Raw genomic sequence first — 25,603 nt, forward strand, 5'->3', positions numbered from 1 at the left:
ATCAGTATTTTAGTTAGCTGATTTAAGAGAATTGGTTAAGGATTTCTTTTAAGCAACCTTTCAGTCGATTTATCTGTTTCTATTTAGTAGATGTAAACTATCTGGATCAGGTAAAAACATTGAACATAACTTTCAAACTAAAAACTACATGCACATGAGAAAACTGCTCTTACTGCTGTTTGCATTTGTGTTTTTTGCCGTTCAGGCAATGGCACAAAAAGTTGTTACCGGAAAGGTAACCGATGACAAAGGAGCCCCGCTCGGCGAGGTTTCTATAATAGTAAAAGGTACCAAAACAGGTACTGTTTCAAAAAGCGATGGAATGTATTCCCTCACTGTTCCTTCAGGCGCAACTACACTTGTATTTTCTTACGTTCACCAAGCCGGTTTAGAAATAACGATCGGCACCCAGTCCGTTATCAATGCCACATTGAAGAGTGAAGAGAAAGCACTTTCTGAAGTAGTAGTAACTGCGATGGGTGTAAAAAGGGATAGAAAAACCCTTGGATATAGTGTTACAGATTTAAAAGCAGAGGAAGTAACACAGGCCCATACTACTAACATCACAAATGCATTGAATGGTAAGATAGCAGGTGTAAGAGTACAGGGATCGGGCGGTTCCTTTACAGGTTCCAGTATTATCATCCGCGGTTATACAACTTTTACAGGAAGCAATCAGCCATTATTTGTGGTAGATGGTATTCCAATCGATAATAGCGGTGGTGGTAGCCCATTGCAGGCTGGTCCATCAGTATCGAACCGTGCCATTGACCTGAACCAGGAAGATATTGAAAGTATGACTGTGTTGAAAGGACCTTCTGCTGCAGCATTGTATGGTTCAAGAGCATCAAATGGTGCTATCCTTATCACAACTAAAAAAGCTAAGTTCAACCAGAAAGGAAAAATAGAATTTAATTCAAGCTACCAGGTTGAATCAGTAAATCGTTTTCCTGACTATCAGAATGAATATGCCCAGGGAAATAGTGGTGTTTTTTCTTCTGTAGCACAAACATCATGGGGGCCAAAAATAACAGGGCAAACGATTACTAACTTTTTAGGGCAGCCGGAAGTATTAACGGCTTATCCTAATAATGTCCGTGAATTCTTCCAGCAAGGAACCAATATGCAACACAATATTGCATTCTCAACCGGTTCTGAAAAAACAACTATGCGTTTCTCATATGGTTTTTTGCGCAGCACAGGTGTAATAAAAAACAATGTGCTGAACAGGCATAACTTTTCTTTAAACTCAACTTCAAGGGTCACCAATAAACTGACTGTTTCTGCAAGTGCTAACTATTCAAATAATGCATCTAAAAGAACTCAGCAAGGTAACCAGTTAAGTAATCCTGTGTTCCGTTTATGGATGACGCCAAGGTCTTATAATCTTTCAGGTCTACCCTGGGAAGATGCAGTTGGGAACCAGCTATATCCTCTCGGTGAAGACCATCCTTACTGGACAGTTAAGAATAACCGTTTTAAAGATGAGATCAATCGTTTTATTGGTAACGTAAACCTGAACCTGAAGCTTAGCCAGGTCTTTAATTTAGATTATAAAATTGGTTCAGATGTTTATTCCACTTTCCGTCACGGTTATGATCAGATCGGTGCAAGAGGTGGAGCAAATACCGGCGGTGTAGTAGGCGTAGGCGGTGTACAGGAAGTAAGAAACCAGTACAGAAATTTAAACTCAAATGGTGCTCTTACTGCACGTAAAAATTTCGGCAAGCTAAGCTTCCAGGGTGTAGCAGGTACAGAGTATACCCAGATATATAGTGCTGGCGCAACGATGACAGGTAAAACCTTAATTGTAAGAGATTTTGAGCAATTAAGTAATGCCACTACATACACACCATCACCCAGTACGGGACAAAGCAAAGTAAGATTGTTGGGTGTATTTACTAACATGACATTTGGATGGAAGAGTATGATGTCTGTGGATTTCTCATTAAGAAATGACTGGTCATCTACTTTTAAAGAAGATAAAAACTCTTATCTCTATTATTCTGTTGCTGCAGCATTTAACCTTACAGAAATGTTCCCAAGCATAAAGAGTAATGTAATTGATAACATTAAGTTGAGTGGCAATATTGCTAAAGTAGGTAAAGCAGGTACCGATTTCGTTTATGGTACAGACTCCTATTACGGTGGCGCAGGTGTTGCTGATGGATTTGGTCCTACCATTTCATTTCCTTTCAATGGCATCCAGGGTTTCTCACTGAGTAATGGTGCTGGTGATGCAGCTCTTGGTCCTGAGTTTACAACCAATAAGGAATTGACACTGATATTCTCATTATTCAAAGGAAAAATTAACTTTGAAGCTACGAGGTACATAGCAAAATCAGAGCACCTGATCTTCTCTGTTCCCGTATCTCCTGCTTCTGGTATAACATCTACAACTACCAATGCCGGAAATATGACAACACGTGGCTGGGAAGCGCAGTTAGATGTAACACCAATAAGAACAAAAAACTTTACCTGGAATATAGATGCGAACTATACCCAGTTTAAGAGTATGGTTGATAAACTGGCTGTAGGTGTTTCGGTTATTACCTTAGGAGGTTTTGTTACGCCTAACATACGTCTTGTTGCCGGTGATGAATACGGCCAGATATATGGTAATGCTTATGTACGTGACGCCACTAAAGGAAACAAAATTGTAGTAGGTGCAAACGGCTTACCTCTCGTTACTGCTGGTGTACAAAAAATCGGAAACCCGAATCCGAAATATACTATTGCCGGTACAAATACACTTACATGGAAAGCATTCTCTTTAGCAGTACTGGCTGAATATAAATCCGGAGGCGATCAATACTCAAGAAACATAGCAGACATTCAAAGAAACGGAACAAGTATTGAAACAGCAGAGTTTGCAAGGTTTGATGCAAATGGCGTACAGACAAAACCTTACCTGTTTGATGCAGTGTATGCAAACGGTTCAGCTAATACTACCTACGTTACTGTGCAGGACTACTGGGGCAACAGCGGAAAATATGCTGCGGCCGAAGGATATATTTATAATACAACCTGGTTCCGTATACGTGAGGCAGCATTCTCTTATAGGTTCCCATCAGATGTTATTAAGAAAACACCATTCAGCAATATTACTTTTGGAATATTCGGTCGCAACCTGTTCCTGAATGCACCGCATTATCCGCATCTTGATCCTGAACAAAACGCTTTGGGTATTAGTAATGCACAGGGTCTTGAATTCAATGCCCTGCCACAGACCCGTACGTTTGGATTTTCTTTAAACCTCACACTCTAATAAAAAAATAACTGATTATGAAACTCAGATATATAAAATTTATCCTGTTTTTTGCCGGACTCACCGCGGTGGTTTCCTGTAAAAAATACTTTGACATCAATAAAGATCCGGATAGGTTGCCTTCAAATTCCCTGCTTTATCCACAGCTACTTACATCGGCACAGGTAGCAATGGGTTTTGAAGGAGGTAGTGATCTGTTCCGTTACACTTCACTGATCACTCAGCATATGTCCGGTCAGGCATCTCAACCAAACCAGACCTATGAATATGGTCGTTACAATATCAGCGGCAACGATCAGAATAATGTATGGGGAACGATGTATGCTACTACATTAAGTGACCTTGAATTACTCATCAAGCAGGCTACTACAGCCGGCTCTCCTCATTATTCAGGCTTAGGTAAAATTTTAAAGGCTTTTGAATACGTAAGAGCAGTCGATACGTGGGGTGATGTTCCTTATACAGAAGCGGAACAACTGGACCAGAATAAATCTCCTAAATATGATGATGATGAAGCGATCTATACTAATCTTATTCAAATCATCAACGATGGTATTAATGAAATGAATGCTACAACCAGTGTTCTTTCTCCCGGTACTAACTCTGTTCTTTATACAAATTCAACCTGGGCAACTGCGAGAGCTTTGTGGATTAAGTTTGCCAATACACTTAAGCTCAGAATTTATATTCATTATAGCAAAAAGAACTCAACATTTTGTGTAGCCCAAATTAATAGCCTGGTAAATACTAGCGGCGTTACTTTTATGGGTGCTGTTGCAGATGGTTTCCAGATGCAATTCTATAGTGCAGCCGGACAACAAAGTCCGATCACACAATTTGAAGTAAATCGTCCTAACTATTTATTCTGTGATGCAAGAATGCTCCAGATAATGACAACCAAAGGGGATCCAAGAAGACCATTCTACTTTACTTCTTTCCCTTACCAGGGCATTCCGCTTCCTATAACACCAACTACAAGTGCTGGTACGGCTGCAGGTAGCAATACACTTTCATTTTCATCTACTGCTATTGCTGGCGCCGCTGTTGGAATGAGTGTAGATGCTGTGAATGTTCCTATAGGGACAACTATTACTGCTGTTGGAGCTACATCAATTACACTGAGCAATAACGTAGCAGCTGGTGGCGTAGCATCAGGAGCTACAGTTGTGATCTCTCCTTCAGCTTTTGTAGGAGTTTCAACAACTGCGCCTCCAGTTGCTCCAAATAATAACTATAGCAGGATACATACCTATCTTCGCGGCCCTGTATCTACTGGTAGTTCTGCCCCTCCATTTACTTATACAGGCCAGGTAATGCAAAGAATGCTGCCTTATGCAGAATATTGTTTTATCAGGGCTGAGGCTTCTTTGATGGGTGCGACAAGTGCTCCATTAGCAAGTGCCGAAGCATGGTACCAGGCGGGGATAACAGCATCAATGGATGATGCCGGTGTTAACGCTGTTGCAAGAAATAATTATTTAACTACAAATGGAACACTTACAGGTACAGCTGCACAACAACTTCAAAAAATAATAGAAGAGAAGTTTATTGCAACCTTCGGAGTATCTATTGAACCATGGACTGACTGGAGAAGAACAGGCTATCCTGTACTTGCTGCTGCTGCTAATGGTTTTATACCGGCAATACCAAGATCATTCTTCTATCCGCAATCAGAGATAGACTTTAATCCTAATTGCCCGGGACAAAAAGGTGCAGACCTTCAGTCAAGGATTTTCTGGGATAATTAATAAAGCTGATACTAACTGCTAATAAAAAAACTCCGGTGATGATCACCGGAGTTTTTTTATGCTTAAAATAAAATCTTATTTTATTAGTTCCGCCAATTTATCATGCAGTTCCTGCCCTCTTAAATTTTGTGCAAGAACATTTCCCTCTGGGTCAACCAACACATTAAAAGGAATTCCACTAATGTTATATAAAGGAACCACCGGGCTGTACCACTCTTTCAGATCGCTGATATGTGTCCATGTTAAATTATCCTTCATGATTGCTTTTGTCCAGAGATCTTTTGTCTTATCAAGCGATACGCCAAGTATGGTAAAATTTTTATTCTTGAATTTTTGAAATGCTGCTACCACATTCGGATTTTCCTGGCGACAGGGGCCACACCAACTTGCCCAAAAATCTACCAACACATATTTACCCTTGAATGAGCTCAATGAGATCTGCTTGCCGGATGGATCAGGCATTGTTATTTCAGGCGCAGGCTTACCGATCCATTGACGAGTGCGAGCCAGTTCTTCTTCTTGCTTTTTCTTTTGTATTTCCAGTTCTTCTTTAATTTTAACCACTTCTTTATTAGCCGAAAATTTTGCAGAAATAGATGAAATAACTTCATAGAGTTCGTCATCATTGAAGGGAATTAATTGCAGGTATTGATTTTCCCGGTTGATCGTTTGATAATAACCCAATACATACATTCCTAGGGCAGGGTTATTGGATTCGTCAATTGCAGTACGTGTAAATGATTTCAGTGATTCTGTTTGTTGTTTCCGGTCGTTCATTATCTGCTCAACTGCGGCAAGTTGTGGAGGTGTTGCCTTTGAAAGGCTATCGGCATGTTTATCTGCCTGGAAAAGCTTCATCAGGTTATTGCTGAAAGAAAAAAGATAATCCTTGAATTTCTGGCTGGCAGGTGAGCCTATTACTTCATAATTATCTGCATACTCATTTCCCCTATCAGGGAAGGTAGCATTCACAACCAGGTTAGTGGTATCATTTATAACCGTTACTGAGGGAAATTGATTTTCATCCAGCCGGATGGCATAAGCCTTTTCAGTGTTCGCTATTGTTTTCAGGCTATACTTACCATCATTACCAATATTCGCTGAATCTACTTTTGTGCGCTGCATATTGATAATTGAAACTTCTTCGAGGTAAGCTTTTTTAGCTTTACTGTTGGTAAATGTTCCGGATACTTTGAAAGGTTTGCCTCCCGCTAAATTTTCTTCAGCCGTATTTTTTTCATTAGTACATGCTGCCAAAACAAATGCAGCAGTAGCAACTAAAACAATTTTGCGCATATCAACAATATTTAAGATTTTAATTTTTCAAGCAATAAGCTATTAATAACTTTTGGATCAGCTTTTCCTTTTGTCTGTTTCATTACTTCGCCGGTAAATAAAGCAAGTAATCCCTTCTTTCCTTTTTTATACTCCTGAACTTTTGTTTCCAGTTTCTGCAACACAGCATCTACTATCGGTTCTAGTTCACCTGCATCGGATTGCTGAATAAGATTATTTTCAATAGCGATCTGTTCAGGGCTTTTATCCGGCTCATTCAGGAGATCAGTAAATATTTTTGAAGAAGCCGCAGAGAAACTTACTTTATTCGATTGAACTAATCCGATCAACATAGCCAATTGTTGAGGAACAATAGGAAATTCAGCGATCTCTTTATTATTATCATTCAGCCATGTCTTAACCGGGCCAAGCATCCAGTTTGCAATCGCCTTATAATGCATACTGTGATTTGAAACGCTTTCGAAATAGTCTGCAAACGTTTTTTCTTCAGTAAGAATTCCTGCATCATAATCTGAAAGCTGAAATTCAGTTTTATACTTTTCTACCCTTGATTCTGGCAGTGCCGGGATGCTCTGCCGGATGGATTCAATAAAGGAATCTTCCAGGTTAAAAGGTGTAAGGTCAGGGTCAGCGAAATACCTGTAATCATCTGCATCTTCTTTATCCCGGATTGAAAATGTAGTTCCGCTGTTGGCATCAAAACTTTTTGTCTGTTGAATAATTATCTCCCCATTTTCCAGCATACCTATCAAACAACCAGCTTCATGTTCAATAGCCCGTTTTACATTGCGGATAGAGTTCAGGTTTTTTACTTCAACTCTAGTACCCAGCTTTTCATCTCCTTTTTTCCGTACAGAAATATTGGCATCACACCGAAGACTTCCTTCCTCCATATTGCCATCACACACTTCAAGATAACGTACCAGTTTTCTTATTTCAGTTAAATAAGCAAATGCTTCATCAGCGCTGCGGATATCCGGTTCAGTAACTATTTCAATTAAAGGTGTACCTGCACGGTTGTAATCAATACTTGTATTTTTTTCATCTACATCATGCAGGCTTTTACCGGCATCTTCTTCAAGATGTATCCGGTTAAGCCGGATCGATCTTTCGCTATCCCGAACTTTTATTTTTATAAAGCCACCTTTACAAATAGGAGTAGTATGCTGGGATACCTGGTAACCTTTCGGTAGATCAGGATAGAAATAATTTTTTCTTGCGAAATAATTATTCTTTTCGATCTCACAGTTACAAGCCAATCCCATTTTCACCGCAAACTCCACAGCTTTTCTATTCATTTTAGGTAATGTTCCCGGATGACCTAATGTAATGGGGCTTACATGTGTATTTGGTTCGGAGCCGAAAGCAATACTGTCGCCACAAAATAATTTGCTCTGCGTGAGTAACTGTGCATGCACTTCAAGCCCAACTACTATTTCGTATAGATCTTTATTCGTCATAAAGAGAGCAAAAATACGGGACTCAGTTTTAATGAACTGTCACATTAAGTATAAAAGGACAGGCAGGGGTTAAATAAAAAGCCGCCCCGCTAAAAGCGGGACGGCATCAGGGCTATACTTTGCAATTATACTTTATACGTCAGGACTATAGATCAGCTGTTTTTAATTTACGGGGCATTTTTACCTGGATCGTCTGCGCTTTTCCATCACGTTTTATTTTTAAGCTCAGATTTGGTTTGTCTTTGTTTTCCTTAACCAGTTTAGAAACTTCATCGGCGCTGTTTACTTCTTTATCATTTACATGAGTAATGATATCATTTTCTTTTACACCGGCTTTTGCAGCATTACTTTCTCCTTCTACGTCAATCACTTTCACACCTTTGCCATCATCAGTGTCCTGGACAGATAAACCCAATTTAGGTTGACCACCCATGTAATAACCCATTGCCTCATTATATCCCCGGTTTCTTGGCATTGCCTGTGCTCTTGGTATTTCCATTTCCTTGTAATTCATTTCAGGCATTTTCATATCCCAATTTTGACCAGGTGTAAATGTAAATGCGCTTACGCCTTTCCATTTGGTTAACTCAGCAGTTGCTTTGCTTTCCTTTTTATCCCGCTGATAAGTAACGGCTACTTTATCTCCGGGTTTATTTTTTTTAACTGCCTCAGCCAAACCATCCGGGTCTTCCACTTTTGTATCACCGATCTTTGTAATGATATCTCCTTCTTTCAGGCCAGCTTTTTCTGCAGCGCTTTCTTTTGTGACTTCAAGTACTTTTACACCAGCATCTGTTTTTTCAGTTACTACACCCAGCATTGCACGGTTTTCATCACCACTATAAACATTCCAGCTACCACTGCCATTATGTTCGTATCCCGGAACAGCAAGTCTCTCATATCTTGAAAGATTATTTCCTGTTTTAAACTTTGATCTATTTACTGTAATATCACCATCCTTCATGTCTTTAATGTCCTTACCATTAACAGTGATTTTGTCACCATCAATAATTACAGTCACTTTTTCATTCTTATCTGCTTTGCGGGTAATGGTGATGTGATCAACTTCATTAGGCGAAATTTGTTTTCCTTCTACTTTTACTTTCTCGTCCTGGGCATTGATGGCAGGAACGAATAATAAGGCGCCAATTACTGCTGCGCTAAGTTTTGAGATTATCTGCTTCATAGTCTTTTTTGTTTTTCTACGTTAAGTTTCGTAGATCAAATATAAAGACATTTTTTTAAATACGAAATGTTTCGGAAATGTTAAATGAATTTTTGGTTTGGACGGGTGGATCAGTGGTTGAGCGGATTGACGATTTGATATGTCTTTAGCTGATGGCCATCTATTTCCTGGACTCCTATATATTGCATTCCGCATTTCTCAAGCACATTCCATGAGCCTGTATTTTCGGGTATGGCTCTGCCTGTTATGAGTTTTAGGTTCAGCTTTTCAAATCCATATTTAATACATGCATAAGCTGCCTCGGTAGCATAACCATTCCCCCAGGACGATTTTTTAAACCGGTAACCAAGATCTATTTCATCTAGCTCGGATCGATACTTTAAACCACACCAGCCAATAAACCCGATAGCTATCGGGTCAAGCCCTGGTTTTACATGTACCGCCCAGCGGCCATGATTGTATAAAGCATATTGAGGTAAAATTGTTCTTTCCAGGATCTCTTGTGCATGATTGATATCTCTGACCGGATCGTAGGTATACTGTGTTACTTCGGGATCGAGATTCAAATCATAAATGAGTTGCGCATCATTAAGAGTGAATATGCGGAGAATGAGACGTTGTGTTTCGATGATGACTGTATATGCCATTTCTTAACATACCTGATTTATAAAAGTGATTTTACTTTCGCAATCACTTGTGCAAGGTTGGAAGCATCCTGTCCACCGGCAGTTGCCAGTGTTTTTTGTCCGCCGCCACCACCTTTTATTAATGGGGCGATATGCTCTTTAATTATTTTTCCTGCATCAAGATTCTTTGCAGCAACTACTGTATCAGAAATTCCAACGGCAACAAATGGCTTACCTCCTATGTTCACACACAATACAGCTACATGATCCCGGAGATGGTTCTTTAAATCATAACAAAGTGTCTTCAATGCATCAGCATTGCTTACCTCAACTATATCACCGATAAAGTTTACACCATTAATGATCTCATCTTTTTGCATCAATTCATTCCGAATGATCACTAACTGGCGACTCTCCAGTTTTTCAACTTTCTTTTCCAGCAATAGTTTATCCTCCATCATTTTTTCGATCGCTTTCAGAGGATCTTTTGATTTTACTAATTCACTAAGATGCTTAAACTGAGTTATTTTCTCACCAACATATTGCATAGCAGCTGGTCCTGTCAAAGCTTCAATACGGCGAACGCCAGCAGCTACCGCTGATTCAGTAAGAATGGTAAAAAATCCTATCATTCCTGTATGACCAACATGGGTACCACCGCATAACTCAATAGAATAACTTGGATCAATAATAACAACCCGGACCCTATCACCATATTTTTCTCCAAACAAAGCCATTGCACCGGATTTTAATGCCTCTTCTTTAGGCAACTCTTTTATGACAACCGGGATATTGGCCCTGATCTTTTCATTTACAAGTATCTCAACTTTTCTCAATTCATCATCGGTCATTTTGGAGAAATGCGAAAAATCGAAACGCAATATTTCAGGAGAAACCAATGAACCTTTCTGTGCAACATGATTGCCTAAAACCTGTCGCAATGCTGCATGCATCAGGTGAGTGGCAGAATGATTATAAGTTATATTTAAACGATCTTCCCATTTAACAGAAGCTGTTACAGGCATTGAAATATCTGATGGCAGTTTATCTGTAAAATGAATGATCAGATCATTCTCCTTTTTTGTATCAGTTACTTCAATTTTTTCTTCACCGAATTGCAATATTCCTTTATCACCAACCTGTCCGCCGCTTTCTGCATAGAACGGTGTTGCTTCCAATACAAGCTGGAATTGCTCTTTTATTTTTGATTTTACTTTCCGGTATTTAACAACCTTAGTTTCTACCAACAAATCATTGTAACCAACAAAAGATGTTTTATCAACTTTATTTACATCTACCCAGTCTTCAGTATCAACCGCAGTAGCTGCACGACTGCGATGTTTTTGTTCTTGAAGGGCTTTATTGAAGCCATCCATATCTAATGTCCAGCCTTCTTCCCTAGCCATTAAGCCAGTTAAATCAATTGGAAATCCATATGTATCAAAAAGTTCGAATGCGAACTTTCCAGCTATTTGTTTATTTTTTCTTTCTTTGAAATATTCCCTTTGAGTCGATATGTATTTGTTTTTTGTTTCTTCGCTATCGCTTACATCAGCTATATATCCACCAGACATTGGTGAATCAGCATATGTAACATAATTTTTAAACCTTCTTATTCCAGAGGCTAGGGTCCGATAAAAAGAAGTTTCTTCCTCCCTTATTACATTTGTAATAAAGTCAGCTTGTGTAAATAATTCGGGAAATACTCTTTTTAATTGTTCTGCTAAAACAAAAACTAACTTATAAAAAAAGGGCTCTTTTAAGTCAAGATAAGAATACCCATAGCGAACTGCTCTTCTTAAAATTCTTCGAACAACGTATCCTGCCCCAGTATTACTTGGCATTTGACCATCTGCAATACAACAACTAACCGCCCTGATATGATCTGAAATAACCCGCATTGCAATATTTGCATTCGTTTCATTTATACTTCTTGGGTTTTCCATGTATCGATTACCACTAATCGAATAAATCTCATCTATCAATGGCGTAAACACATCAGTATCATAATTCGAAGTCTTTCCCTGTACCACTTTCACCAATCTTTCCAAGCCCATTCCCGTATCAACATGCTTGTCCGGCAATGATTCAAGTGTTCCATTTTTTAATCGATTGAACTGGATGAATACGTTATTCCATATCTCCATCACCGTTCCTGTTTCGTCATTATTCACCCACGAATGGCCATCGTTATTTGCATTCGGACGGCTATCAAAATGTATCTCAGTACAGGGACCGCAAGGACCTGTATCTCCCATTTCCCAAAAATTATCTTTTTTATTTCCGTTCAGGATCCTGTCTTCAGGGAGCCATTTTTTCCACTCATTAAATGCTTCTTCATCTCGTGGTAAACCTTCTTTTGCATCACCTTCAAAGATGGTTACATACAAGCGGTTTTTATCCAGCTTATAAACTTCGGTTAGTAATTCCCAGCTCCACGCAATCGCTTCTTTCTTGAAATAATCTCCAAAGCTCCAGTTACCCAGCATCTCAAACATAGTATGATGATAGGTGTCCACTCCTACTTCTTCGAGGTCATTATGCTTGCCGCTTACACGTAAACATTTTTGTGTATCAGCAACACGTTTCCATGGTGCTGATTTATTACCGAGAAAATAATCTTTGAACTGGTTCATACCTGCATTGGTGAACATCAGCGTCGGGTCGTTCTTGATTACGATCGGAGCTGAAGGAACAATATCATGCCCTTTTGATTTAAAAAAATCCATGAAAGCCTGCCTGATCTGTGAACTGGTCATATTGTGAATTGTCAATTGTAAATGGTGAATAGTTGTTGATGTGCAGATTTGCGAATTAGCAAATATGCGGATGAAGTGTTTGCTATAAGAAAATGCTGCATAGAAATACCGGACGTACAAGTCCCGATAGCTATCGGGAGCGACGCAACTAGCTGTGATAGTAGCAACTCAGACGGTACCAAAATCATCATTTCTGTCATAAAAAAACTGCGAAAATATGGGTTGATTTTTGCTGATGAAGAGGCTATATTTGTTAACCTCCAAAGCGGGGCAAAGGTAATCAATACAGGCTTCAGGGGCTCATGAAAAAAATCAAATATTACTACAATACTCATACCCTCCGGTATGAGAAACTCGAAACTCCCCTACGGGTAAAATTGTTGCGGGTATTTGGTTTTGTTGCGGCCGCCTTGGTTACGGCTGGCATTATTTCTTATTTCGCATTCCGGTTTGTGGGTTCGCCGCAGGAGAAAATGCTACAACGGCGATATGCAGTTTTGCAGGACCAGTTTGAAGAAATGAATGACTCCTTAAAATCGATAGAGCTACAGATGCATGAACTGGAGAAAAGAGATAATGATGTATACCGAGCCATTTTTGAGGCCAACCCGATACCAGACAGTGTTCGTGCCAAAGCACTTGAAATGAAACAGGAAGTGGAATTTGTAGAGAGCCTTGGCGGTAATGCGTTGGTACGTTCCATTAATAATTCGCTAAATAACCTCAGTAGCCGCATACGTATGCAGCAGGCATCTTACAAAGAAGTAGATGAACTGCTGAAAACAAAAGAAAGTATTCTTGCCCATACGCCAGCTATACAACCAGTAGCCAATAAAGATCTTGAGCGGATCGCTTCAGGTTTCGGTTACCGGATCGACCCGGTATATAAAACCACGAAGATGCATGCCGGTATCGATTTTACTGCACCCAGCGGCACGCCTATTTATGCTACTGCAGATGGTACTGTTTCTCTTGCGGGCAACGTAGGAAGTGGCTTTGGTAATCATGTCATCATCAATCATGGTTATGGTTATGAAACATTGTATGGTCATATGGTGAGAGTGAAATCAAGAACGGGCCAGAAAGTAAAACGCGGTGAAGTCATTGGTTATGTCGGTAGCACCGGTAAAAGTACAGGCCCGCATTGCCATTATGAAGTGCATTTCCGCGGTTCTAAGATAGACCCCATCTATTTCTTCTTTAATGATATCAGCCCTGAACAGTTCGATCGCTTAGTGAAGAAAGCAGCAGCGAGTAACCAGAGTTTTGACTAGTGAATAGACTGTGGCTCCTCAATGTTCAGCTATTCATTATTATCTGTTATTTATTTTATGAACCCGACTTTTCCACACTATTAAGCTTCTGTTGCGTCGCACTCTTCAACTACAGTATCTTTGCTGAGCATTATGGAAGAGAAAAAACAAACACAGATTGCTTTTGAGTTTGAAGAGGCACCGGTAACGGTAGCTGAAGAGCCTGCACCATCAATAACAAAAGAGGTAAAAAATATTGAGAACAAAATTATTGCTGTTGCAAAAACTGTGAAAATGCATATACCCTCCAAACGCGGACGCAAAGCCCTGAAAACTTCTGATGAAAATGCTGATCTAATCCGGATACCGGAAGATGAAATTCTTTTTCAAAAACAATATTATAATATCGGTGATGTAGCAAAGATGTTTCATGAAAAGACATCGCTGATCCGTTATTGGGAAACAGAATTTGATATTCTTGAGCCCCGCAAGAATCGTAAAGGCGATCGTTTCTTCCGTCCCATTGATGTAAAAAACCTAAAACTCATTTACGATCTGCTCCGCCGCCGCAAGATGACGATTGAAGGCGCCAAAACTTACCTGAAAGGCGCTGGTAAAGCAGAGGAGAAATATGAGCTGATTCAATCACTGGAAAAGATAAAAGGCTTTTTGGTGGAAATGAAAGCCAGCTTGTAAGTTTTAACGATTCACACTCCCCCATTCAACGTTCTCCTTGTATTTTTGCTAATAAACTTTTAATGATGAAAAGTGTATTACTTTCTGTAGTTGTGCTATTTATTTTTTCTGCTGCAAATTCCCAATCACAGCTTATCGTTTATCCCGATTCAGTGCATGCAGGTCAGAAAGTTTATAAAGGAATAATTACGAAAGATGATCTGCTGAAGGACACAAGTTTTAAATGGTTTGCTGCTAACCAAAAATGGTACACTCCACAAACTGCAGCTGTAGAAGCAATGAAAGCAAAAAAAGATAGTGTTGAGTTGCTGGTATATATGGGCACCTGGTGCGAAGATTCACAAGTAATCGTACCACAACTCTATAAATTAGCTGATATAACCGGATTTGATACTAAAAAAATAACCCTGATCGGAACTGATCGCTATAAAAAAACATTAAGCCATTTAAGCGAAGCATTGAATGTACATAACGTTCCTACTATTATTGTTCTGAAAAAAGGAAAGGAAATGGGAAGAGTGATCGAGTATGGCAAGTATGGTCTATTTGATAAAGAGCTAGCCGAGATACTCAATCCTGCTCAATAAATTATTTAAGATTTCCTGAAACCCTGATATCTGCGTTGGCGCCGGCTATTTCCACCTCTCGTTCTTCCAGCAATTTCAACACTTGCAGATTTACTGATTCTTTTATTTCATTAAATGCAGCAGCTGTTAATGGTGCAGTATAATAGTCAGCAATTATTATTGAAGCGTTTGTTGTTATTTCTGAAAAATGAACATGAAAGGTTTCAATATCTTTTTGTGTAAGGATTTCTTTTATTCCATTTACTACAGCAGTTATAGATGCAGAAGAAGTGTGGATACTTAAATCCAGTTTTAAATCACCTCTTCGCTGTGTACGTTGTGAATGATTATCAAGAATGCTGTCCACCATCTGTTTGTTAGGAACAGTCAACGTTGTTTTCTGTTCGGTACGAATACGGGTGCTACGCAAACCGATCTTTTCAACAGAACCCGTGAAATGTTGAATTTTTACAGCATCCCCAATTACAAATGGCTTATCAAAAAATATAATAAATGATGCGATCAGGTTTTCAAGACTTTCACGCAGAGCCAATGCGAGGGCGGCACCAACGAGACTTAGACCGGTAATTAAACTACCAACATGGAGCCCAAAAGCATATTTCAGCATCAGCACAATGCTTATGATCACAACAACTACTTTGAAAAAATCTTTAAAAAAAATGATCAGCTGGTTATCGGTCTGATCGGGTGTGAGGTCAGCCTTTTTTTCCAGGATGAGGGCAATAAAGTCAATTATCCTGGTCAATAAAGCACAAAACGAAATAATAAGGATAAGTGAACCGAGGGTATGAATAAATTCTTTTACAGTAAACCGGTATATATCTGCATTCAGCACACCAGGGAATGTAAGCTTATGCAGGGCGATGATGGAAACAAGTACCAGGAGAAAAAAGCCAAGCGGTTTTACAACAAGCCCGGTAAAAGATTTCTTATCTATATCCTTCCATATTTTATTGACCATTAAAAAAAGCAGTCCGGCAAAATATTTTGAAATGAGGCGTTTCAAGGCCAATGTAAAAAGAATAACTCCAAATACAATGCAATACTGCCTAACCGTATTATCCAATATCACCTGTTCAAAAAAATCATTCATGAAGCCTTTTTTATTGAATGATAAAAGTATTTAATAAGCCGGAGAAGTGGCTACCGGAAAGCGAAAATTTCGAGTCCACCTTTCTTCAAAGCATAAATCCGAGTTGAAGAAAAATTGATCGAACGACTGCCGGATAGCTGGGCAGGCACAGGCCATTCATCATACCGGAAATTTTTTATTTCGTAACGGTACACAGTGTCAGCCACAGTGCCGAAAATATATTTATCAACTACTTTAAAATTCTGCCAGCCACTTATCAGTATTTTATTTTTTAATGCCCCAAAATAATCAAACACATACACAGCTTTTGATGAATCATAGAGATACACATTCAGGTTATTATCTGTAATGCTTTGGGGCATTACCGTTTCACTAAACAGCATACGAAAATCAGGTGTTTCTAAAAGCAGTTTTCCATCCTCATCAATTTTTTTCAGTTTATTTTCCAATTCATCATATACCCAAAGCTTATTATCGTAAGACTGGCCAATTGCTTTTGCCTGGAAAATATCCTGTTTGCGCAGATCAATAATGTTCTTTTGGTTAAGGAAACGATCAAGCACTACAACAGTGCCGAAGTTTTTATAATACAATAAAACTTTCAGCGGGTTGGAAACATCGATCAAGGTGGCTTTACCAAAACGTCTTACATCATTGTACACAGCTACTGAGTCACCTTTCGAATTCAGTTTTTTAAGCTGGTTTTTATTATTGAGCAAGTAAACATTATCCAGGTCATCCACCGCGAAATTTTCAATATCGCCTTTAATTGTTTTTATGAACCGGAACAATGTATCACCCTGCGAAAAAACAGGTTGAACTGCAATAAGAAATAATATAAAAGCAATAGATACCTTCATTTAGTTACGGATTATTTTATCATCCTTTCCGGTAAAAGATTTCAGTTCCAGCTTTTCACCATCAAATACAGCGTATGTAAAATAACGGATCCAGTCACCGAGATTGATATACCTGCTTGCTTCCGAAAGACGATAATCAATAGCAAGGTGACGATGACCAAAAATAAAATAATTATAAAAACTTTTCTGTAATGATTCTTTACTGTAAATGAGCAGCCATTCTTTTTCTTCGCCCAGGAATTTTTCTTCCGTTGTTTGCCGCCGGCTTCGCTTACTCATATAATCCGCAATGCCAACCCCAATCACAGGTGGCAATATCCCAAATAGCCATTGACAAACAGGATTACGAAAAACTTTCTTCAATCGTTTATAACCATGATCACCGGGGCCCAATCCATCGCCATGCCCAATCAAAAATTTCTTTCCGTTTCTTTCAAACTCTTTTGGTTCAAAATAAACAGGCATATTCAATTCCTTTTGAAAATAGCCTTTCATCCACATATCATGATTGCCCACAAAAAAATGCAGTTGTATTCCCGCATCAGACAATTCAGCCAGTTTACCCAGCAACCTTACATAACCTTTGGGTACTACTCTGCGATATTCATACCAGAAATCAAACATATCGCCAACGAGAAAAACTTCCGATGCATCATTTTTTATTTCATCCAAAAACTGAACAATGATTTTTTCCCTTTCAAGGCTTGAAGCATGATCAGGTGCCCCGAGGTGAAAGTCGGAAAGGAAATAGATCTTTTTGGTGTTGGCTGAATTATTCATCAATACTATTCGTGTCAGTTATCCTTTCTTTACGTGTGATTTTATTATACTTCTTAATTCAAATACTTCATCCGAATCCTTACATCCGTTTTTTGGTACCAGGAAAAATGAACGGCTGTCAAAATACAAATGAAAAAAGTTCGGGCTTTCCAGGTAAGAACCCAATGCCGTCCATGGCCATGACTTAGAACCTTTTTCATGGGCCAATGTAAATCCCGCATCATCAAAACTCATACTGAACTTATCTTTAAAAGTTGCGGCTCTTTTATAAACCATCGTTGGCATAATAAACCAAAAACTAACCATCAATACCAACCATAAAAGAGCTCCAACCATAAATGCAAAAGGAGAAATATATTTCAGTACATAAAAAACAAATGAAGCAATGGCAAACACATTCACCAATATTATCATCAACCGGATTTCCTTCCGGCTGATGAAATGATAACGTAGTGCCTGTATTACCTGCTGTTTGTTATAATCAAAATGGATTGTCATCCTGTAAAATTATTTCTGTGTTTTCAAATCTTTTTCATGAATGCTCCATTCGCCGAGCTTTTCACCTTTCAATCCTAAAAATTCAACTGTCAGTTTCCTGTCATTACGTTTACCACTAAAAGAAAATTTTCCATAGTTCTGTTTCAGATCAAATCCAATAACCCGGTAGGGATTGTTTATTTCCTTGTCCTTAAACTCATAGCCATTTGAAGTGAGTGCTGAAACTGTTATATCATATAAAGAATAAGTACCCTGCCTATCAACTTTAATAATTTCACTATGATGACGATCCCCGGTGAGAAAAAGAACGCCGTTAATTTTATTCTCTTTCAGAAAATTCATCATTTCATCATACTCAGCAGGAAAATCCCACCATTTGTCGAAGGGTGAAGCTGGATTAATAGCCTGGCTACCCAACGTAATAATTTTAAACGGTGCGCTGCTGTACAACAAAGAATTTTTTAGCCAATCCATTTGTTGTTTGCCGAGCATTCTTTTTTCAGGATTAGGTTTCCCATTTACAGAATCTTTCATCTGGTCTGCACTCCGCCACCAGCGATCATCTGTTAAAAAAATATCTGCATCACCCCAGGTGATCATTGAGTAAATACCCTGACCGTTCTCTCCATATGAGGGGTTGCAGAAATAGCTGGAAAAAGCTTTGCGGCTTTCATCTTTCAAAATATAATTTGAACCAATATCATTAGGTCCATAATCATGATCATCCCATATTGCAAATTGCGGCATTGCCTTTAAAAAATTTTGTAATACTGGCTGAGCTCTATCATGAGAGGCACGATACCATAATCCCCATTTGCTGAAGTAATCTACTTCCCTTGTATACCACGCATCACCTAACCACAGCATAAAAGCAGATTTCTCTTTTGCCATTGTTACAAAGATGGATGAATCCTGGCCATAAGGCTTTCCCGGTCTGTCAAATTTAGGTTCATTGAAGTAAGCGCAGCTACCTGTTAAAAAACTAAAGTCCGGCACATCTTTCCTGTATTGCCACAGGTCTTTTGTTGTAAACTCCCCTCCTGTATTGGCAGGTTTTCCATTCACCAAAATTTTATATTGGTAAGTAGTATTAAAATCCAATCCGCCAACAGTAAATGTCACCGGATTAAAGTCATTACCCAATTCTCCTTTGTATAAAATTGTTTTTGATTTGGTGACTTCCCCTTTTCTATAATATTGCAGCGAAACAGACTTTACTTCAGGAGAAACCTCAACCCAAATTTTTGCGTCACGCAATTCAATTTGGCCAAGCATCGGGCCTGAAATAACCCGTGGTTGCGCAGCAATATAAAAGGAAATCAGCAGCAGAAAAGGAAGTATCGTTTTTTTCAAAATGTACACGGTTTAGCGCCACAATTTAAGTCAGAAAAAAAAGCAATTAAATAAAAAATAAAACCCCGGATAAGTTCCGGGGTTTTCAATAAAGTTATAATAGAATTGTATACTACTGTAACACATTCGTACCTGTTGCAGCGATATTAAATTTCTTTGCAAGTGTTTCATAAGGCATTTCCTTAAGTTCTTTAATTGTATATCCAGCAGCCGGTCCACTCATCATACGACCACCACCAACGCCTCCTGGAACTACTACATAGCGGAAATAATGCCCTGCCAATAAACCGTATTGAGTTGTGTTTGATAAATTCTTGATATAAACTATCAGGCGTCCAACAGCTGGTCTGTAATTTAGTTGAGCAATAACCCCAGCAGCCGGTGAAATATCATAAGGCAGCGCTTGCACGTTTGCCGTACCAGTTGGAAGTGCCGGAGAAGCAGCAAATGTATGATACACCATAGTCAAGCCCTGATCCATTACTGCCTGAGTCATAGAAGGAGCTGCGAAATTTGCACGTGAAGCAGTTCCTATTGTTGAAAATGCAGAGTCAACCCAACCTGGATTAAAAGTAGTAGGAGCAGCCAACCACGCAGAATATATTACATTGGCAGTACCGGCAGGACCAGCGGGACCGGCAGGACCAGCAGGACCAGCGGGGCCAGAAGGGCCTTGCGGACCAATACCACCATTCGTTCCGTTTGTCCCGTTTGAACCAGCAGGGCCTTGCGGACCAGTACCTCCAACAGGACCTTCGGGACCTTCCTTCGTACAATTTACAATGATGAAACTTAATGCAACTAATAGAACAGATAAGAGTCTGAGTTTTCTCATAACGTTTGTTTTGGCAGTTAAGAAGTTGTAGTAGTTTATCTTAATAAGATAGCTCTTAAAAGATGATTTAAAGATAAAGGAAAAAAATCCAATCCCGAGTGAGATTTTTAAAAAAAAATCCCGGAAACACCCATTTGTCCACAAGACCGCTAACAATTACTTTTGCCACTCAATAACCAAATCTGGCTTTATGAAGAAATTTTATTTGCTGGCAACACTTGTTCTTCTTTTGGTCTCACCTGCTTTTTCCCAAATAAAAAAAGGTACAAGAATGGTAGGTGCAACCGTAGGAACGGTGTTTTATAATTCAGGCAAAACTGAATATAGTTTTCCTCCACCCACTACAGGATATACATCCGATGTAAAAAGTTATGGTATTAATTTGGGGCCGTCAATGGGCTGGTTTGTGTCCGATAATACTGCTATAGGTACAAGCTTTCTTTTTTCTCACAGCAAAAACGAAACAACCGATGTGAGTGATGCAACAGGAAATACTTTTAATAATGACAACTCTACACGTTTTAATCTTGGCATTGGCGGATTTGCAAGAAATTATTTTAAAACTACAGGCAGCATGCTGCCATTTGGCCAGTTTAATCTGAATTTTGGTACGGGTTCTTCAACATCAAAAGGTTTCAGCTTCAGTGGTACTGATAAGTCCACCTATGATGGAAAATCTTCAGGAGACTTTTTTGTTAACGCCGGCCTGAGCATTGGTTTTACCAAAATGATAAGTGACAATACAGGTCTTGATTTTTTTGCAGGTTATAATTATTCTTATACTAAAAGCACTTTTAAAACAACAACTAAAGTGGATATTAGTAACGACGGGTCGGTAGATCAGACAAGTACCAATGAGCCTACACAGAAATTTACTAACCATGGAGCTACGATCGGTATCAGCTTCCAGATATTCCTCGACAAACAAAAAAAATAAAGGAGTTAGCAATAAAGCAAAATCCCCGAAGTAATAATGCTCCGGGGATTTTTTATTCGGCAGAATAAAATTTATTTACTCATCATTTGCTTGGCTTCGATGCTTAATGTAGCATGTGGTACTGCACGCAATCTTGCTTTATCAATCAACTTACCGGTAACACGGCAGATACCATAGGTTTTATTTTCTATGCGCATCATCGCTTTTTCCAGGTGATCGATAAAAGTGATCTGGCGGCTTGCCATCTGGCTCAGTTGCTCACGTTCCATACTTACACTGCCATCCTCCATGGTCATGTAGCGACCTTCATCCATATCGCCACCGCTTTCATCTTTACGGGTAATTAATCCCTGGAGATAATTCAGTTCCTTTTTTGCAGCATCCAGTTTTTTCTGAATGATCTCCCTGAATTCATTCAATTCAGGATCAGAGTACCGCTGGGTAGGCCCGTTATGCTCCATAGCATGTGCATCAAGTACTGACTTGGTAAATTCAGGTTCGTACTTCACTGAACTTTTCGTTGTGATCTTTGGCATCACAACTTTTGACGGTTTAATAGGTTCCTTTTTCAAAACTTGTTTTACAGGGGGTTTAATTGTTACTAGGGATTTAGGATCGTTCGGGTTCGGCTTTTTTGGTAGCACTACTGGTTTTTCAACCGGCTTTGGGGCAGGAGCTGGTGCAGCGGCAACTGGTTTAGCAACCGGTTTTGCCACAGGTTTAGCAACTACTTTAGCTACCGGTTTTGCCGGTTTTGTAGGTGCTGGCTTAGCCACCTTTTTAGGTGCAGGTTTTTTTGCCACAACTTTTTTAGCTGGCTTTTTTGCTGCCGGCTTTTTAGCAACCGCCTTCTTGGCGGGTTTTGCAGGCTTTTTAGGCGCTGTTTTTTTCTTACTAGCCATAAGCTCAGGCTTTTTTTGAAACAATCACTTTTAATTGAATATCATTCACTTCAATGTCCGTACCACTTTCTATTTCCGTTAAAATTTCCAGCTTGTCAGCCAGAATTTCGGCGCAAATATAGTCGTTATACTCTATCAACGAATTTTTTAATCCATTACCTGCAGATACTTTTACAATTATCCGGTCGGTCAGTTCAAAGCCACTGTCTTTACGGATCTTCTGGATCCGGTTCACAAACTCACGGGCATTGCCTTCGTTTTCCAATTCCGGCGTTATGGTCACATCCAAAGCAACAGTCAGGTTACCCTTATTTGCCACAAGCCAACCAGGAATATCCTCGCTGGTTATTTCCACTTCAGCAGTCTGTAATATTAGGGCTTCGCCATCAACCTGCAAATTATATTGGCCTTCTTTTTCCAACATTGCTATTTGCTCTTGTGTGAATTCTGCAAGTGCTGCAGCCACCGTTTTCATTTTTGACCCAAGCTTTTTACCGAGAGCAACAAAATTGGGTTTGATCTTCTTTTTGATAAAACTGTTATCCGGGCTCAGGTATTCTATTTCTTTTACATTCACCTCGGCCTTTACCAGGTCTTCCACTTTTTGCAGTTGCGCTTTCATGGAAGCACTTAATGCAGGTATTAAAACTTTTTGTAACGGCTGGCGAACTTTTATGTTCTGTTTTTTACGAAGCGATAAGATCAATGATGAAGCATCCTGCGCCAGTTGCATTCTTTCTTCTAAAGAAGTGTCTATTACTTTTTCATCAGAAACTGGAAAATCGGTATGATGAATTGATTCCGCATTGAAACGACCAGTGATCGCATTCAGGTTTTGGAAAATAGCATCACTAAAAAAAGGTGAAATAGGTGCTATCAACCTCAACACTGTTTCGAGGCACTCATATAAAGTTTGATAAGCACAAATTTTATCCTGCTCATATTCTCCTTTCCAGAAACGGCGGCGACAGAGACGAACATACCAATTACTTAAATGTTCATCTACAAAATCTTCAACTGTACGTCCAGCTTGTGTGGGTTCATAATCATCCATGAACTCATTTACCTTTCTTACAACAGTATTTAATGATGAAAGAATCCAGCGGTCAATTTCTGGTCTTTCATTCAGCGCTATATATTTTTCCTTAAAAGAAAATCCATCCACGTTGGCATACAAGGCGAAGAACTGGTAGCTATTATAAAGTGTTCCAAAGAATTTGCGCTGCACTTCTTTAATGCCATCAAGGTCAAACTTCATGTTGTCCCATGGTGAAGCATTAGTAACCAGGTACCATCTAGTTGCATCAGCTCCATAGGTCTCAATTGTTTTGAACGGATCAACTACGTTTCCTAAACGTTTACTCATCTTGTTGCCGTTCTTATCCAATACCAACCCGTTTGACACACAGGTTTTGTAAGCAACCGAATCAAACACTAATGCAGCTATTGCATGTAATGTATAAAACCATCCTCTTGTCTGGTCAACACCTTCAGCAATAAAATCCGCCGGGAATGATTGCTTAAATGTTTCTTTATTCTCGAATGGAAAATGCCATTGTGCATAAGGCATAGCACCGCTGTCAAACCAAACATCAATCAAATCGGGGACACGTTTCATTGGTTGACCTTTTGGCGAAACCAGGATGATATCATCAACATAAGGTTTATGCAAGTCAAGAATTCCTTCGTGCAGGTAATGTTTGTTTACATCGCCACCCAATACTTCGCTTGCTTTACGGATCCCATTATTCAATTCTTCAATTGAACCAACACAAATCTCTTCTTCACCATCCTCTGTTTTCCATATAGGTAATGGTGTGCCCCAATATCTTGAACGGCTAAGATTCCAATCCACCATATTCTCCAACCAATTACCAAATCTTCCTTCACCGGTTGATTTAGGTTTCCAGTTGATTGTTTTATTTAATTCAACCATCCTGTCTTTGATAGCAGTAGTTTTTATAAACCATGCATCCAACGGATAATAAAGAACTGGTTTATCTGTTCTCCAGCAATGCGGATAACTGTGTTCGTATTTCTCAACTTTAAAAGCCCTGTTTTCTTTTTTCAACTTCACGGCTATATCAACATTGACATCAACATATTCTTTCTGGTCTTTATAATTCTTTACATACCGGTTGCTGAATTCACCCAGGCCGTCTACAAACTTTCCTTGCCTGTCTACCATTGTCAAAATGCCAATACCATATTTCTTTCCAACTTTAAAGTCATCTGCACCAAATGCTGGTGCTGTATGAACGATGCCTGTACCATCTTCTGTTGTAACGAAACTATCAACCATTACACGGAATGGTTTTGCTCCTGGAGTTTCTTCTTCTATAACTTTTAATGAATTCGCTTCGTAAGGAAGGAGTTGTTCGTATTCGCAACCTTCAATTGAAGATCCTTTAAATTCTTTTACGATTGAATATGGCAAGTTCTTTCCATCACTTTTATATTCAGCAAAATCCGCATTTTCATTTTCGGGTTTAAAATATTTACTTAATAATGCTTTTGCAAGAACGATATAAACTGTATTATGCAAATAAGGGTTAACTGTCTTTACCAATACATAATCAATATTGGCTCCAACAGTCAAACCAAGATTACTTGGCAATGTCCACGGAGTAGTCGTCCATGCGAGAAAGAAAACTTCTTCATTACCGACAGCATCAAATAAGAATTTAGATTTCTCATTGTTGATGGCTTTAAACATTGCAACAGCACTTGTATCCTTTACATCTTTATAAGTACCTGGCTGGTTCAATTCATGCGAACTTAAACCTGTACCAGCAGCTGGTGAATAAGGTTGAATGCTTACGCTTTCATATAATAATCCTTTTTTGTACAACTCACTCAGCAACCACCAAACCGTTTCAATGTATTCGTTTTTGTAAGTTATATACGGGTCATTCAGATCTACCCAATATCCCATCTTACGGGTTATATCATCCCATTTATCTTTATAACGCAATACTGCTTCACGACATTTCTGATTATACTCTTCAACAGAGATTTTTTTGCCGATATCTTCTTTAGTTATTCCTAATTCTTTTTCAACACCCAATTCAATCGGTAAGCCATGTGTGTCCCATCCACCTTTGCGTTTTACCTGGAAACCTTTCATGGTTTTGTAACGGCAAACCAGGTCCTTTAATGTTCTTGAAATAACATGGTGAATACCTGGCATACCATTGGCACTGGGTGGGCCTTCATAAAAAACAAATGGCGTGGCCCCTTCACGTAATGAAACACTTTTTTCAAAAGCCTGTTTTTCCTGCCATTGAGCAAGCATTTCCTGGCCTATTGCTGGTAAATTGAGATGCTGATATTCCCTGTATTTCTGACTCATATTCCTTCTCCTAAAAAGTCAGCGAAGTTAAGGAAACGGCCGGGGGATGACAACAAAAAGCCGCCTCATTTTGAGACGGCCTGAAGGTTTTTCGAAGTGGTAATTTGTTGATCA

Annotated in this window: 18 protein-coding genes and 1 pseudogene; 6 read left to right on the top strand and 13 right to left on the bottom strand. The window is 39.1% G+C overall.

The genetic code is table 11. The features are described 5' to 3' along the window. Positions 1-148: 148 nt before the first annotated feature. On the top strand, positions 149-3,268 hold the full coding sequence (locus E6H07_01960; protein ID TMI64702.1) for a SusC/RagA family TonB-linked outer membrane protein: 3,120 nt from the start codon (positions 149-151) through the stop codon (positions 3,266-3,268). 17 nt (positions 3,269-3,285) lie between these two features. After that, complete coding sequence (locus E6H07_01965) at positions 3,286-5,016, top strand: SusD/RagB family nutrient-binding outer membrane lipoprotein (protein ID TMI64703.1); 1,731 nt, start codon at positions 3,286-3,288, stop codon at positions 5,014-5,016. Positions 5,017-5,091: 75 nt separating this feature from the next. Here the strand turns inward: E6H07_01965 and E6H07_01970 are convergent, their stop codons facing one another. From E6H07_01970 to alaS, 5 genes are all read right to left on the bottom strand, one after another. Further along, a complete protein-coding gene (locus tag E6H07_01970) occupies positions 5,092-6,312 on the bottom strand; it encodes an AhpC/TSA family protein (protein TMI64704.1) in 1,221 nt (406 codons plus the stop codon). Between the two features lie 11 nt (positions 6,313-6,323). After that, positions 6,324-7,772, bottom strand: a complete 1,449-nt coding sequence (gene gatB / locus E6H07_01975) for an Asp-tRNA(Asn)/Glu-tRNA(Gln) amidotransferase subunit GatB (GenBank protein ID TMI64705.1) — start codon at positions 7,770-7,772, stop codon at positions 6,324-6,326. A gap of 145 nt (positions 7,773-7,917) precedes the next feature. Further along, positions 7,918-8,958, bottom strand: a complete 1,041-nt coding sequence (locus E6H07_01980) for a PDZ domain-containing protein (protein TMI64706.1) — start codon at positions 8,956-8,958, stop codon at positions 7,918-7,920. Positions 8,959-9,068: 110 nt separating this feature from the next. Continuing rightward, the gene (locus E6H07_01985; protein TMI64707.1) at positions 9,069-9,605 is read right to left on the bottom strand and encodes a GNAT family N-acetyltransferase; all 537 of its coding nucleotides are present in this window, start codon (positions 9,603-9,605) and stop codon (positions 9,069-9,071) included. Positions 9,606-9,622: 17 nt separating this feature from the next. After that, a complete protein-coding gene (gene alaS / locus E6H07_01990) occupies positions 9,623-12,343 on the bottom strand; it encodes an alanine--tRNA ligase (protein TMI64708.1) in 2,721 nt (906 codons plus the stop codon). A gap of 302 nt (positions 12,344-12,645) precedes the next feature. Here alaS and E6H07_01995 point away from each other — a divergent pair, with 302 nt between their 5' ends. From E6H07_01995 to E6H07_02005, 3 genes are all read left to right on the top strand, one after another. Continuing rightward, a complete protein-coding gene (locus tag E6H07_01995) occupies positions 12,646-13,617 on the top strand; it encodes a M23 family metallopeptidase (protein TMI64709.1) in 972 nt (323 codons plus the stop codon). 132 nt (positions 13,618-13,749) lie between these two features. After that, positions 13,750-14,292, top strand: coding sequence for a MerR family transcriptional regulator (locus E6H07_02000; protein ID TMI64710.1), 543 nt, complete (start codon positions 13,750-13,752; stop codon positions 14,290-14,292). Between the two features lie 62 nt (positions 14,293-14,354). Beyond that, positions 14,355-14,879, top strand: a complete 525-nt coding sequence (locus E6H07_02005) for a thioredoxin family protein (protein ID TMI64711.1) — start codon at positions 14,355-14,357, stop codon at positions 14,877-14,879. Position 14,880: 1 nt separating this feature from the next. Here E6H07_02005 and E6H07_02010 read toward each other — a convergent pair whose 3' ends face one another. The 6 genes and pseudogenes from E6H07_02010 to E6H07_02035 form a co-directional block, all read right to left on the bottom strand. Next, a complete protein-coding gene (locus tag E6H07_02010) occupies positions 14,881-15,972 on the bottom strand; it encodes a mechanosensitive ion channel (GenBank protein ID TMI64712.1) in 1,092 nt (363 codons plus the stop codon). A gap of 50 nt (positions 15,973-16,022) precedes the next feature. Further along, the gene (locus E6H07_02015; protein ID TMI64713.1) at positions 16,023-16,832 is read right to left on the bottom strand and encodes a hypothetical protein; all 810 of its coding nucleotides are present in this window, start codon (positions 16,830-16,832) and stop codon (positions 16,023-16,025) included. After that, the gene (locus E6H07_02020; GenBank protein ID TMI64714.1) at positions 16,833-17,612 is read right to left on the bottom strand and encodes a UDP-2,3-diacylglucosamine diphosphatase; all 780 of its coding nucleotides are present in this window, start codon (positions 17,610-17,612) and stop codon (positions 16,833-16,835) included. It abuts the gene before it with no gap. A gap of 18 nt (positions 17,613-17,630) precedes the next feature. After that, on the bottom strand, positions 17,631-18,110 hold the full coding sequence (locus E6H07_02025; GenBank protein TMI64715.1) for a YcxB family protein: 480 nt from the start codon (positions 18,108-18,110) through the stop codon (positions 17,631-17,633). Positions 18,111-18,119: 9 nt separating this feature from the next. Next, complete coding sequence (locus tag E6H07_02030) at positions 18,120-19,463, bottom strand: alkaline phosphatase family protein (GenBank protein ID TMI64716.1); 1,344 nt, start codon at positions 19,461-19,463, stop codon at positions 18,120-18,122. A 595-nt stretch (positions 19,464-20,058) separates the two neighbouring features. After that, positions 20,059-20,130, bottom strand: a pseudogene (locus tag E6H07_02035) (collagen-like protein). Positions 20,131-20,488: 358 nt separating this feature from the next. On the opposite strand from E6H07_02035, the gene E6H07_02040 reads away from it, so the two are divergent. Beyond that, entirely contained in the window at positions 20,489-21,235 is a 747-nt protein-coding gene (locus tag E6H07_02040) for a hypothetical protein (GenBank protein TMI64717.1), read from the top strand. Positions 21,236-21,306: 71 nt separating this feature from the next. Here the strand turns inward: E6H07_02040 and E6H07_02045 are convergent, their stop codons facing one another. Both E6H07_02045 and E6H07_02050 read right to left on the bottom strand, forming a co-directional pair. After that, the gene (locus E6H07_02045; protein TMI64718.1) at positions 21,307-22,137 is read right to left on the bottom strand and encodes a TraR/DksA family transcriptional regulator; all 831 of its coding nucleotides are present in this window, start codon (positions 22,135-22,137) and stop codon (positions 21,307-21,309) included. Positions 22,138-22,141: 4 nt separating this feature from the next. Continuing rightward, on the bottom strand, positions 22,142-25,489 hold the full coding sequence (locus E6H07_02050) for an isoleucine--tRNA ligase (GenBank protein TMI64719.1): 3,348 nt from the start codon (positions 25,487-25,489) through the stop codon (positions 22,142-22,144). Positions 25,490-25,603 lie beyond the last annotated feature (114 nt).

It is taken from the genome of Bacteroidota bacterium (genome assembly GCA_005882315.1).
Taxonomy (GTDB): Bacteria; Bacteroidota; Bacteroidia; order Chitinophagales; family Chitinophagaceae; genus VBAR01.